Here is a 13,324-nt window from a genome sequence, read left to right on the forward strand (position 1 = left end):
GCCGTAATCGTAATCGAGATCAGGAAGCGTGAACTCCGCCATGAGGATCATCCCTTCGTCGTGTGATGCGCGGGACCAGCAGTCGCGTGTCCCGCCGTGCCTCCATCCTGCCACGATGGCTCGGGAGTTGGCAGGGCCGGTTGCCCGTCGGCGCCGATCCGGCGCCGGAGAGGCCCGCTGTCGGAGCTGCGGTCCACAATGGTGCGATGGTCGCGCCCCGCCTGGACCTCCCGTCGTCCTTCTCCCCCGCCACCGCGACGTGGTTCGCGGAATCCTTCGACGCTCCCACCCCTGCGCAGGCCGGAGCCTGGAACGCCATCGAGCGCGGGGACGACACCCTGGTGGTGGCCCCCACGGGATCCGGCAAGACCCTCGCCGCCTTCCTCACGGCGATCGATCGGCTCGCGGCGAAGGAGCCCCCGGCAGATCGACCGACGGGTCGGTCGGCCGCGCGCTCGGACGGGCGCCGGGCCGCCGGGAGCGATCGCGGGGCCGTCAGCGTCCTGTACATCTCGCCGCTCAAGGCCCTCGGGGTCGATGTCGAGCGCAACCTGACCTCCCCACTGGTCGGCACGGCGCGCACCGCCGAGCGGCTCGGGCTGAGCCGTGCGCCGATCAGCGTGGGCGTGCGCACCGGAGACACTCCGCCGGCCGAGCGGCGCCGGCTCGCCACCCATCCGCCGGACATCCTCATCACCACCCCGGAATCGCTGTTCCTCCTGCTCACCTCACAGGCACGGGAGATCCTCCGCGGCGTGGAGACGGTGATCCTCGACGAGGTGCACGCCGTGGCAGGGACCAAGCGCGGTGTGCACCTGGCCCTGTCCCTGGCGCGTCTGGACGCGATGCTCGAGACGCCGGCGCAGAGGATCGGTCTCTCCGCGACCGTCGAGCCCGTGGACGAGGTCGCCGCCTTCCTCACCGGGTCGGGGCGCTCCCGGGAGGTGACCGTGGTCCAGCCCGAGTCGACCAAGGAATGGGAGATCACGGTGTCGCTCCCGGTGCCGGATCTGCAGGCCATCGAGCCGCCTCCCGATGCGATCGATGACGAGGACGTCTCGGGCACAATCTGGCCGCATGTCGAACGGGCCGTGCTCGCGAAGGTCCTCGCGCATCGCTCCACGATCGTCTTCACGAACTCCCGCAGCCAGGCCGAGCGTCTGACCGGGAAGCTGAACCGGCTGCACGCCCGTCGCCGGGCCCCTGACGCGGATCGCTCGGCGGACGGACCGTCGAGCGGATCGCCGCACGCCGAGGGCTCCGGGATCTCTGGGGGCTCCCGGGCCTCCGTGGGATCAGTGGCCTCCGTGGCCTCCGTGGGATCAGTGGCCTCCGAGGGCTCCGGCGAGGTGGACGAGAGCGACGGGGTCGAGGACATCGCCCGGGCCCACCACGGATCGATGTCCAAGGAGGTCCGTGCCCAGAGCGAGGACCAGCTGAAGTCCGGGACCCTGCGCTGCGTGGTCGCGACCTCCTCCCTGGAGCTGGGGATCGACATGGGCGCGGTGGATCTCGTGCTGCAGGTCGCGGCACCGATGTCGGTCTCGAGCCTGCTGCAGCGGGTGGGCCGCTCGGGGCACGACGTCGGAGCCGTCTCCACGGGGTCCCTGCATCCGCTGCATGCGGCGGACGTGCTGCGCTCCGCGGTCGCCGTGCAGGAGGCGGTCGCCGGACGCATCGAACCGCTCACGGTGCCCCGCAACGCCCTCGACGTGCTCGCCCAGCACACCGTCTCCGCCGCGGCGATGGACGATCTGCAGGTCGAGGACTGGTTCGACCTGGTCCGCACCGCGCACCCCTATCGTGCTCTCCCGCGCTCGGCCTTCGACCAGACCATCGATCTGCTCGCCGGGCGCTATCCGTCCACCGCGTTCTCCGAGCTGAGACCGCGCCTGGTCCACGACCACGACACCGGCGTGCTCTCGGCCCGGCCCGGCGCGCAGCGCCTCGCGGTCACCAGCGGCGGCACGATCCCCGATCGCGGCCTCTATCCCGTGCACCTGGTCACGGGCGACGACGACACCCAGCCCCGACGGGTCGGGGAGCTCGACGAGGAGATGGTCTACGAGTCGCGTCGCGGGGACGTGATCACGCTGGGCACCAGCAGCTGGCGGATCGAGGAGATCACCGCTTCCCGGGTCACCGTCTCCCCCGCCTTCGGGCTCACCGGCCGCATCCCCTTCTGGCACGGCGACGGCGACGGTCGCCCGGCGAGCCTCGGCCGGGCGATCGCCACGGCGCAGAGCGAGCTCGCCTCCCTGGACCGCAGCGAGGCCGATTCCCGTCTCATGGGCTTAGGGCTCGAGGCCAACGCGCGCACCGTGCTGCTGGATCATCTCGCCGAGCAGCAGCAGGCCACCGGGGCGGTGCCGGGTCCGGAGCAGCTGGTCGTAGAGCGGTTCCTCGATGAGCTCGGCGATTGGCGGGTGGTGCTGCACTGCGCCTACGGCCAGCGGATCACCGGGCCCTGGGCCCTCGCGGTCGGCGCACGGGTGGAGGAGCGCTACGGGCTGGATGGCCAGGTCATGGCGGCCGATGACGGCATCGTGCTGCGGATCCCCCACGGCGAGGACCCGCCGGGCGCGGATCTCTTCGTCTTCACCCCCGAGGAGATCGACGAGGAGGTGCGGCGGCTCGTCGGATCTTCCGCCCTGTTCGCGGCGAGGTTCCGCGAGTGCTCGGCACGCGCCCTGCTGCTGCCTCGTCGTGATCCGCAGCAGCGTGCTCCCCTGTGGCAGCAGCGTCAGCGCTCCTCGAGCCTCCTGGAGGTGGCGCGTCCCTATCCGGATTTCCCGATCATGCTCGAGGCGGCGCGCGAGTGCCTGCAGGACGTCTACGACCTGCCTGCACTGATCGATCTCATGACGCAGATCGGTCGGCGCCGCGTCCAGGTGCGCGAGATCGAGACCCCCTCCCCCTCCCCGTTCGCCCGCTCGCTCCTGTTCGGCTATCTCGCCCAGTTCATCTACGACGCCGACGCCCCGCTTGCCGAACGGCGCACCGCCGCGCTCGCGCTGGACCAGTCGCTGCTCGCCGAGCTGCTGGGTGCGGTGAGCCTGCGCGAGCTGCTGGATGCCGAGGTGATCGCGGAGGTCGAGAGCCGTCTGCAAGGACTCACCGCCGAGCGGGCCCTGCGCGGCGCCGAGCAGATCGCGGATGTGCTCCGGCGCCTGGGCCCACTGACCCCCGAGGACCTCGCACTGCGCACGGCGGAGGGGGTCGAGCTGAACACCGAGCTCGCCCGGCTCCACGACTCGCGGCGGATCCTGACCGTGCGCATCGCGGGCCGCGAGCACGTCGCCGCGATCGAGGACGCCGGGCTGCTGCGCGACGCGCTCGGGGTCGCGCTCCCGCCCGGGGTGCCGGACGCGCATCTGGCCGAAGTGGATCGGGCGGTCGCCCAGCTGCTCTCCCGTTGGGCGCGCGGACGAGGGCCGTTCCCCGCCTCCTCGCCGGTCGAGGCCTTCGGTCTCGCGCCCGGGGTCGCCCGGGGCGCGCTCGAGCAGCTCACCGCAGAACGGGTGCTTCAGCAGGGCGAGTTCACGCCGGGCCGCGAGGGCGAGGAGTGGGTCGACGCGGAGGTGCTGCGGCGCATCCGCCGCGCGAGCCTGGCCGCCTCCCGCCGCGAGATCGCCCCGGTCCCCGGCCCGGTCTACGCCCGCTTCCTCGGGCAGTGGCAGCATCTGGTGGGACGTCGCCGAGACGGCCGACGGGAACGTGCGGCGTGGACGGGACGCGACGGACTGCTGTCCGTGGTCGACCAGCTCGCCGGGGTCTCGCTGCCGCTGTCGGCCTGGGAGTCCCAGGTGCTGCCGGTCCGGCTGCCGGACCTGACCTCGGCGACCGTGGATGCGGCGTTCGCGGCCGGCGAGCTGGTCTGGACCGGTCACGGCCGGCTCGGAGCGGACGACGGCTGGATCCGGCTCCACCTCGCCGACGCCCTGCCTCTGGGGCTCGACATCGAGATGCTCGAGGAGTCCGCCGCGGCCCTGGCCGAGGGGTCGCTGCCCTCCCGGATCCTCGCCCTGCTGCGCGCGATGCCCGGAGCACTCCGGCACGGCGAGATCCTCACCGCACTCGCGGATGACGGCGGCGCGGTGCACCCACCCGACCTGCACGAGGCCTTGTGGGATCTCGCGTTCCAGGGGCTGATCACCAACGATTCCTTCGACGCCCTGCGCAGCTACGGCCGTGGTCCGGCCACCCAGCGGTCCGCCCGGTCCTCCGGGCGGTCCCGCTCGCTGAGTCGGCGGGGCGCGGCACGACTGTCGGCGGCGATGATGCGCCAAGGGGTCTCGTCGGCCTCCGAGGTCGTCTCCGGGCCCGTCGGCGCGGGGCGCTGGAGCGCTGTCCGCGTCGAGGGAGTGGACCCCGCCGCCCGCGCCGCGGCGGTGGCGACGCTGCTGCTGGACCGTCACGGCGTGGTCACCCGGGGCGCCATGGACGTCGAGGACATCCCCGGGAGCTTCGCCGCCGTGTACCGGGTGCTCGCGGTGCTCGAGGAGAACGGCAGCTGCCGCCGGGGCTACTTCGTCGAGGGGCTCGGTGCCTCGCAGTTCGCCCCGGTGGAGGCCGTGGACCTCCTGCGCGACCGGGAACGGGAGGCGGACTCCGGGGACAGCACGGAGGACTCGGGCGGCACCGAAGGTCCCTCGTCGTCCACCTCCGTCGTGGCGCTCGCGGCCACGGATCCCGCGAACCCCTACGGCGCCGCGCTCCCCTGGCCCTCGTTGGAGATCACGCCTCCCGAGGGTACGACCGTGCGGCCCGCACGCCGTGCCGGAGCCCTCGTGCTGCTGAGGGACGGCCAGGTGGCCGCGGTGGTCGACAAGGGCGCCAAGCACCTGCTGTGGTGGACGGATCCGTCGGCGACAGAGCTCATCTCCCAGCAGCTCGTGCGGGCGATCGCCGAGGACTCGCGCCTGCCCCAGCTGCGCATCGAACGGGTCAACGGTCATCCGATCGACAGCGAACCGGTCGCGGCCATCAGCGAAGCGCTCGTCGCGGCCGGCTGCTATCGCTCCCCGAAGTCGATCCGTCTGCGCGCAGGAGGTCGCTGATGCCCGAGGGGGACACCGTCGCCCGGCAGTGCCGGATCCTGCACGAGGCCCTCGCCGGAGCGACCCTGACCGAGTCGGATCTGCGCGTACCCCGCCTCGCCACCTCGGACCTCGTCGGGTGGACCGTGATCGAGGTGCGGCCCCGCGGTAAGCACCTCATGATGCGCCTGGCACCGCCGGCCGCGAGGCTCGCCCCGCTCACGCTGCACACCCACCTCATGATGGACGGGATCTGGCGGGTGAACGGGAAGGCCCTCCGCTCGAGCGACACCAGCGCCGCGCCGCGGCCTGCGGAGACGATCCGCATCGTGCTGAGAGCCCGCCACGAGGACGGCCACGAATCCCTCGCGATCGCGTACGACGTAAAGCAGGTGCGGATCGTGCGCACCGCCGACGAGAACGAGCTCGTCGGCCATCTCGGCCCCGACCTGCTGGATCCTGACTGGGGCGAGGAGCAACGCGCCCGAGCCGTGCTGAACCTCTCGGCGGAGCCGGAGCGGGCCATCGGCCTCGCCCTCCTGGACCAGCGCAATCTCGCCGGCATCGGCAACATCTACCGCAGCGAGCTGTGCTTCCTGCGCCGAGTGCACCCGGCCGCTCCGACCGCTGCCGCGGGAGATCTCGGTGAGCTCGTGGACCTCGCCCGTCGCCTGCTGGTGCTGAATCAGGACCGCACGGTGCGCGTGACCACCGGCGGAATGCTCGGGCGCGACGGTGATCTGTGGGTCTACGGCCGCGGCGGCCGACAGTGCCGTCGCTGCCGCACCCGGATCGAGCGCGACGAGATCGCCGACCCCCGCCAGGAGGGCACCGAACCGCGAGTGCTGTGGTTCTGCCCGCACTGCCAGGCCGGCCCCGGCGCCCCGTCCCGGAACGCACCGCCGCGCGGTCCACGGACATCGCGCGATGCACGCAGTCGCTGGGCAGGTCGGTAGACTCATCCGCGCCCGGGGCCGCGCCCACCGCCGGCCCGGGCCCACGCCTCCATAGCTCAATGGATAGAGCAACGGCCTTCTAATCCGTAGGTTGCAGGTTCGAGTCCTGCTGGGGGCACTGCCATCGCTCGCCCCGCCGTCGTCAGGAGCTCCACATGCTGCTGAAGGTCCTCACTCTCGGCGGCATCGCTCTGCTCCTTGTGCTGCGTCTTCTGCGGGGACGATTCGGGGCCACGCTCCTGGGCGTCTCCGTGCGGGCGCTGAACATCGTTTACCTGCTCGCGCTGGTGGTGACGGGCATCGTCGCCGGTCTGCTCGAGCAGTGGGTCCTGCTGGGGGTCGTGGCGGTGCTGCTGGCGATCAGTGGGATCGAGGAGATCCGTCGGCGTCGGTCGCAGCAGACCGCTCCCCCGCGGGCGGTCCGCTGACCGCACGACGTGCTCAGGACGGGACGCCCGGCGCACGCTCCGTACAGTTCCGCAGTTCCGCAGTTCCGCGCACTACCTCGCCGCTCACGTGCAGCAGGAGGCCTCGCGCCTCAGAGCTCCCGGCTGTGCTGGGAGGCGGACTCGTTCCAGTCGATGACCCACCCGGGCACCTGCACGTCCTCCGGGACAGGGCCGGCCAGGGCGAGGATCTCGTCGATGTCGACCGAGCCTCCGCTGCGCCGCAGGAAACGGGCGCGGATCACAGCGTCGGCGTAGACCTTCTCCCCTACCCGGAACACCTGCTCCATGTAGATCCAGCGCTCATCATGACCGATCACGCGTGAGGACAGCTCGAACTTCTGCCACAGCGTCAGGGAGCGACGGTAGGTGATGGACTGCCCGGCGATGACCGGGTACCAGCCCTGGTCAGTGACCTTCTTCCAGAAACCCGAGCGCAGCATCAGGTCCATCCGGCCCAGGTCCATGAGCGTGAGATACCGGCCGTTGTTCATGTGCCGCTGCACGTCGAGATCGGCCGGGTTCACCCGGAACGAGACCGTCGAGGTGTCCCACATGCTCAGGCGGCTGCGGAAGCGCACTCGGATCATGAACACCAGCAGGCGGAAGTACAGATTCACGTCGGACTCCTCGGACGGCTCACGGCGCGGTCGGCGGCGACCTCGCGATGACTACATGGTAACCACGAGGTGCGCACCCCGTCGGCGCCGACGGCTTCGGTGCGAGGTGCCCGCTCGCGCTACTGTTGTCGGGTGACTTCCAGCTCCTCCCGCTCCATCAACGACCGCATCATCTGGGTCGACTGCGAGATGACCGGCCTCGACAAGCAGCGCGATGCGCTGGTCGAGATCGCCGTCCTCGTGACCGACGCCGATCTGAACATCCTCGGTGACGGCATCGACGTCGTCATCAAGCCGCCGGCCGAATCACTCACCGGCATGGACCCCTTCGTGGTGAACATGCACACCGTCTCCGGCCTGCTCGACGAGCTCGACGGCGGGATGACGCTCGAAGAGGCGCAGGCCCAGTGCCTCGCCTACGTGCAGCAGTTCTGCCCCGAGCCCGGCAAGGCGCCGCTGGCCGGCAACAGCGTGGGCACCGACCGTGTGTTCCTGGACCGCGACGTGCCGGAGTTCGCCCAGTGGCTGTCCTACCGCACCATCGACGTCTCCAGCCTCAAGGAGCTCGCCAAGCGCTGGTTCCCCCGCGTCTACTACAACATCCCCGCCAAGCACGGCGGCCACCGCGCCCTTGCGGACATCCGCGAGTCCATCCAGGAGCTCAAGTACTACCGCGAGGTCCTGCTGGTGGACGAGCCCGGGCCCACGACGGCGCAGGCCCAGGTCGCCTCCCGGGCGTTCGAGCTCACCGATGCCGCGCCGCAGCCCGTCGACGCTCCGCCCGCCCCGCACGTGCCGTGGATCGATCGTGCCTCGCACCGCTCCTGGCTCGAGGGCGAGGGTGATGAGCTGCTCGTGTTCGGGTCGGAGTCCGTGCGGGAGGACGGCGGCTTCGCCTGGCTGGACGAGCACGGCCAGGCAGATCTGTCACGCCCCTCGGAGCTGTGGCTGACCTGCCGCATGACCCACTGCTTCGCCCTCGGCCACCTGCTGGGGCGCCCCGATTTCGGCCGCTTCGCCGATCACGGCATCGCCTCCCTGCGCGGGGTCTTCCAGGACGCCGAGCACGGCGGCTGGTTCTCGGCCGTCGCCGACGGCGAACCGGTCGACGACTCCAAGCAGGCCTACGCCCACGCCTTCGTGGTGCTCGCGGCGTCCTCCGCCCTGGCCGCCGGACGACCGGGCGCCGAGGAGCTGCTCGAGGACGCCCTCGCGGTGCTCGATGCGAAGTTCTTCGACGAGGCCGCCGGCATGAGCGTGGACACCTTCGACCGGAGCTTCTCGCACTGCGAGGAGTACCGCGGGATCAACGCGAACATGCACACGGTCGAAGCCCTGCTCGCCGCGGCCGATGTCACCGGTCAGCGACGCTGGCTGGATCGCGCGGTGGGCATCATGACCCGCGCGATCGACGAGTTCGCCCGCGCCAACGACTGGGCGCTGCCCGAGCACTTCGACACGGACTGGAACCCGCTGCTGGAGTACAACCGCGACGAGCCCAATCACCCGTTCCGTCCCTACGGGGCCACGATCGGGCACTGGATCGAATGGGCCCGCCTGGTCCTGCACGCCCGGGCCGCATTGATCGCGGCCGACGGCGACGCCCCGGAGTGGATGCTCGAGGCCGCCACCGCGCTGATGGAGAAGTCCGCGGCGAGCTTCGGGATCGACGGGGCACCCGGCTTCGTGTACACCGTGGACTGGGACGGCACGCCCGTGGCCCGCGAGCGCATGCACTGGGTCGCGGCCGAGGCCGTCGGCGCCGCTGCGGCGATGCACCAGGTGACCGGCGATCGCGTGTGGGCCGAGCGTTATGAGCAGTGGTGGGAGTACATCTCCACCTACCTGCTGGATCCCGAGAACGGCTCCTGGTTCCACGAGCTCGACGGCGACAATCAGGTCCAGGGCGTGACCTGGCCGGGCAAGCCAGACGTCTACCACGCCTTCCAGGCCACGCTGATCCCGCGCCTGCCGGTGACGCCCACCCTGGCTGCTGCGCTGCGCGACGACCTGCTGGACCACGACCTGCACAGCTGAGCGCCCGCGCCGACGGCGCATCGTCCCGGAGCCCCGGCCCGACCTCCTTACGGAGACGGGGCCGGGGCTCCGTCGTGCGGGTAGCCGTGAGCGATCGCGGCGGGCCGAGCGCGATCCCGGTCTCGAGCGGCCTATGCTCCTCGGGTGCCCCGCTCCCCGTCCGCGTTCCTCGACCTGAGGCCGTTCCGCACCAGCCGCGCGTTCACGAAGCTGTGGATCGGCTCCACCCTCGCGGGACTCGGCGGTCAGCTCACGATCGTCACGGTGATGCTGCACGTGTTCACGCTGACCGGCAGCACCTTCGCGGTCTCGATGGTGGCGGTGGCGGGCCTGGTCCCGATGATCATCGCCGGGCTCTACGGCGGGATGCTCGCCGATGCCTTCGACCGCCGTCGCGTCGCGCTCGCCGCCGCGATGATCACCTTCGTCTCCACCGCGCTGCTGGCCTCCCTGACCTGGGCCGGGCTGGAGACGATCGGCTGGCTGTACCTGCTCAGCGTGCTCAACGCGGCCGCGAACTCGGTGGGCATGGCCACTCGCACCGCGATCGTGCCGCGGCTGCTGCCCACGGAGCTGCTGGCGGCAGCCTCCGCGCTCAACGGCATCACCATCGGCGTGATGGTCATGGTGGGCCCGGCGCTCGCCGGCGTCCTCGTGGCACTGACCGGCTACGGACTCACCTACAGCATCGACGTCGTGCTCATGCTGGCGATGTTCCTGGGCCTGTGGAGCCTGCCGCCCCTGCGTCCCGAGGGCGAGATCGTGCGCCCTGGGCTCGCCTCCCTCGTGGACGGCTGGCGGTACCTGCGCCGTTCGGCGAACATCCGCACCCAGTACCTCATGGACCTCATCGCGATGACCTTGGGACAGCCGCTGACGCTGTTCCCGGCGCTGGGCACGGTGCTGCTGGGCGGTGGGGCGATCACCACCGGTGCACTGACGGCCGCGGTCGCCGCCGGGACCTTCCTCTCGAGCCTGTTCTCCGGGCGGGCTGCGCGGTACCGCTGGCACGGACGCGGGATCGCCCGCGCGATCCAGGTGTACGGCGCGGCGATCGCGCTCTTCGGCGCGGTGCTGCTGGTAGCAGTGTGCTTCCCAGGGGCCGACGAGGAGAACCCTCACCTGGTGCTGATCGCGGCGGCCTGCGTGGCGCTCGCCGTCTCCGGCGGGGCGGACAACATCTCCTCGATCTATCGCAACACGATGATGCAGGCCGCAGTGCCCGATGCGATGCGCGGCCGGCTCCAGGGCGTCTTCATCGTGGTGGTCGCAGGCGGTCCACGGCTCGGCGCGCTCTACGCGGGCACCCTCGCCTCCATCACCGCGCTGTGGTTCCCGCCGCTGCTGGGCGGGATCGTGGTGATCGTGCTGATCACGCTGCTGCTGCGCCGCGTTCCGCGATTCCGCGAGTACGACGCGATGGCGCCGGTGGCCTGACGCGGTCGCACGCCCTGTCCCCGCCCCCGTCCCTGCGCACAGGAGCCGGTCGGGCTTCAGCCGTCGAGCTCGCCCAGCGCCTGCTCCATGCGGTGGATCTTCCCGTCGAGCTCTCCCTCGTGGCCAGGGCGGATGTCGGCCTTCAGCACGAGGGAGACCCGGGATCCGTAGCGCCCGGCTTCCTCCGTCGCGCGGCGGACCACGTCCATCACGTCGTCCCACTCCCCCTCGATCTCGGTGAACATCGAGCTGGTGCGGGTGGGCAGGCCCGAGTCCCGTACGACGCGCACCGCAGCGGCGACCGCGTCGTGCACGCTCGCGCCGTCGGCCCCCTCCCCGAGATGGCGGGCAAGAGCCGGGTCGGAGGGCTCACCGGTGGGCTGGACGGAGAAGGCGACGATCATTCCCCCAGTCTCCCCCTGCGCCATGGACCGTGCAACGCGCGGAGGACGCGGACGCCGTCGCGGCCCGGGGCCTGAGGCACCGGGCACGAGGCGCCGGGCACGGAACGCCAGGCACCAGGCACCAGGCACCAGGCACCAGGCACCGGGCACCGGGCACCGGGCACCGGAAACGGGATACGAGCTGCGGGATGCGAGCCGACGGCGCGTCCGCCGCTCACGGCTCACGTGCCGTCCTCCAGTAGGATCGGGCACGGCGTCCCTGGTCTGGGCCGCGCTCCGCATCGAGAAGAACGAGGACCATGACTGCACTCCGGATCGGCATCGTCGGCTACGGGAACCTGGGACGAGGTGTCGAGATCGCCGTCTCCCTCCAGGAGGACATGGAGCTGGTGGGCGTGTTCACGCGCCGTGACCCGGCCACGGTGAGCACCGTGCACGAGCAGACTCCTGTGCGGTCGATCGACGCGCTCGAATCGATGCAGGACGAGGTCGATGTGCTCCTGCTCTGCGGCGGCTCGAAGACCGACCTCCCCGAACAGACCCCGCTGCTCGCCGAGCGCTTCACCGTCGTGGACAGCTTCGACACGCACGCCCGTATCCCCGAGCACTTCGCACGGGTCGACGCCGCCGCCCGCGTGGCGGGCACCACGGCGCTCATCTCCACCGGATGGGACCCCGGCCTGTTCTCCATCAACCGCGTGTACGGGGAGGCCATCCTCGCGACGGGCTGCACCTACACCTTCTGGGGCCGCGGCCTGTCGCAGGGGCACTCCGACGCGCTGCGCCGCCTCGACGGGGTCGCCGCCGCCGTCCAGTACACGATCCCCTCCCAGGACGCGATCGCCCGAGTCCGCGCAGGCGAGCAGCCCGCCCTGAGCACCCGTGAGAAGCACACCCGTGAATGCTTCGTGGTGCTCGAGGACGGGGCCGACGCCGACGCCGTGCGCGAGGAGATCGTGACAATGCCGCACTACTTCGAGCCCTACGACACGACGGTGACCTTCCTCAGCGCCGAGGAGCTCGCCCGCGACCACCAGGGCATGCCCCACGGCGGTTTCGTGATCCGCGCCGGCGAATCCTCCCCCGGCACCAACCAGACGATCGAGTACCGCCTGCAGGAGGACTCGAACCCCGAGTTCACCGCGAGCGTGCTCGTCGCCTACGCCCGCGCCGCGGGCCGACTGGCCGCCGCCGGGGAGCACGGGGCGAGGACTCCCTTCGACGTGGCACCGGGCCTGCTCTCCCCGAAGTCCCCCGAGCAGCTGCGCGCCGAGCTGCTCTGAGCCGGGGACGCGCACCGGTTCGCTGCCGGCCCGGCACCCGATCCTCGGGCGGCCGGGGCCCGGGCAGCCGATGCAATGCGTCTCACACTCCCGGAGGGCTGTTCGAGGAGGAGAACGCTGCTGAGAGACGGTATGCTTATCTCTCGTTGCGGGTTTCGATCCGCACATGGTGGTCGTAGCTCAGTTGGTAGAGCTCCTGGTTGTGGTCCAGGCGGTCGCGGGTTCAAATCCCGTCGATCACCCCAGTTCGACCTGAGTCGCGTCATCGTTCACGAACGGTGACGCGACTCAGGTTTTTTCGTGGTTCGCGGCCCGTGGGGCCGGGGCCGCCAGCTCCGGGTGCGGACCGGTTGCATGCGCTCGTGATGGCCCGCTCGGATGACGACGACCAACGAGCTCGGCCCACAGCTGACCGGCGAGCTCTCGGCCCCGCCGACAGTGCCAGACCTGGATGTCACTGATCAGGCACGAGTGACGGTGGTCGTGACCGGGGTCGGATTCTGGAAGATGTCGAGCACGGGGCAATGCGCATCGACGGCCTCTCGCAGCTCGTCGTAGCGCTCGTTCGACTCCGGTCCCGAGAGCTCGATGTCGAGCCGCACCGCGGAGAACCCGGCGCGCACGGACTCGTCGGCGCCGAACAGTCGCGCCGCGTCCAGATCCGCCTCGGCCCTGATGACGATGTCATCGAAGGGGATGGCGAGCTGCTGCGCGTAGAGCCGGTAGACGACGACCTGGCAGCCAGCCAACGCGCTGAGAGCGTACTCGACCGGGCTGGTCCCGGTGTCGTCGCCGGCCAGCGCCGCAGGCTCGTCGACGATGAAGGAGTGCTTGCCGGCGCGCACGGTCGTAGCCACTGATCCGGCGCCGGTGCCTTCGACCGCATAGTTCAGGTGGGCGTTCGAACGATCGGCCTCGATGCGCCCGGCCCACGCGCTTCCCGCATTCGTGAGGCGAGCGGCGCGATCATCGGCGGTGATCTCGGGGACGGCGGACTGGATGCGTGCTGTGCTAGTCATGACGGCGACGATAGAAGCGCCCGCCGTGGGCACCAAGACTCAGCGACATCTTCCGTCATCGAGCGTCACGTCGTGGCATAGGT

9 protein-coding genes and 2 tRNA genes are annotated in these 13,324 nt (G+C 71.0%); 8 read left to right on the forward strand and 3 right to left on the reverse strand.

Annotated features, from left to right (window positions below):
• Positions 1-206 precede the first annotated feature (206 nt).
• From CIK71_RS08845 to CIK71_RS08860, 4 genes are all read left to right on the forward strand, one after another.
• Complete coding sequence (locus CIK71_RS08845) at positions 207-5,060, forward strand: ATP-dependent helicase (RefSeq protein WP_096164921.1); 4,854 nt, start codon at positions 207-209, stop codon at positions 5,058-5,060.
• Positions 5,060-5,995 carry a DNA-formamidopyrimidine glycosylase family protein gene (locus tag CIK71_RS08850; protein WP_096164924.1) on the forward strand — a complete coding sequence of 312 codons (936 nt, stop codon included), beginning with the start codon at positions 5,060-5,062 and terminating at the stop codon, positions 5,993-5,995. The genes CIK71_RS08845 and CIK71_RS08850 overlap by 1 nt, the downstream gene beginning before the upstream one ends.
• Positions 5,996-6,040: 45 nt before the next feature.
• Positions 6,041-6,113, forward strand: a tRNA-Arg gene (locus CIK71_RS08855).
• A gap of 37 nt (positions 6,114-6,150) precedes the next feature.
• Positions 6,151-6,423, forward strand: coding sequence for a hypothetical protein (locus CIK71_RS08860; RefSeq protein WP_096164927.1), 273 nt, complete (start codon positions 6,151-6,153; stop codon positions 6,421-6,423).
• Positions 6,424-6,533: 110 nt separating this feature from the next.
• Here CIK71_RS08860 and CIK71_RS08865 read toward each other — a convergent pair whose 3' ends face one another.
• Positions 6,534-7,061 (reverse strand): acyl-CoA thioesterase, encoded by a 528-nt coding sequence (locus tag CIK71_RS08865; RefSeq protein WP_096164929.1) that lies wholly within the window; start codon positions 7,059-7,061, stop codon positions 6,534-6,536.
• Between the two features lie 132 nt (positions 7,062-7,193).
• On the opposite strand from CIK71_RS08865, the gene orn reads away from it, so the two are divergent.
• A complete protein-coding gene (orn, locus tag CIK71_RS08870; RefSeq protein ID WP_096164932.1) occupies positions 7,194-9,098 on the forward strand; it encodes an oligoribonuclease in 1,905 nt (634 codons plus the stop codon).
• 144 nt (positions 9,099-9,242) lie between these two features.
• Complete coding sequence (locus CIK71_RS08875; protein WP_096164934.1) at positions 9,243-10,535, forward strand: MFS transporter; 1,293 nt, start codon at positions 9,243-9,245, stop codon at positions 10,533-10,535.
• A 56-nt stretch (positions 10,536-10,591) separates the two neighbouring features.
• On the opposite strand, the gene CIK71_RS08880 is transcribed toward CIK71_RS08875, so the two are convergent.
• Complete coding sequence (locus CIK71_RS08880; RefSeq protein ID WP_096164938.1) at positions 10,592-10,939, reverse strand: thiamine-binding protein; 348 nt, start codon at positions 10,937-10,939, stop codon at positions 10,592-10,594.
• Positions 10,940-11,238: 299 nt separating this feature from the next.
• Here CIK71_RS08880 and CIK71_RS08885 point away from each other — a divergent pair, with 299 nt between their 5' ends.
• Both CIK71_RS08885 and CIK71_RS08890 read left to right on the forward strand, forming a co-directional pair.
• Positions 11,239-12,222, forward strand: coding sequence for a diaminopimelate dehydrogenase (locus tag CIK71_RS08885; protein WP_096164941.1), 984 nt, complete (start codon positions 11,239-11,241; stop codon positions 12,220-12,222).
• Between the two features lie 169 nt (positions 12,223-12,391).
• Positions 12,392-12,467 (forward strand) — tRNA-His (locus CIK71_RS08890).
• Positions 12,468-12,683: 216 nt separating this feature from the next.
• On the opposite strand, the gene CIK71_RS08895 is transcribed toward CIK71_RS08890, so the two are convergent.
• Positions 12,684-13,241, reverse strand: coding sequence for an OsmC family protein (locus tag CIK71_RS08895; RefSeq protein WP_096164943.1), 558 nt, complete (start codon positions 13,239-13,241; stop codon positions 12,684-12,686).
• Positions 13,242-13,324 lie beyond the last annotated feature (83 nt).

Source organism: Brachybacterium alimentarium (genome assembly GCF_002332425.1).
In the GTDB taxonomy this organism is placed as follows: Bacteria; Actinomycetota; Actinomycetes; order Actinomycetales; family Dermabacteraceae; genus Brachybacterium; species Brachybacterium alimentarium.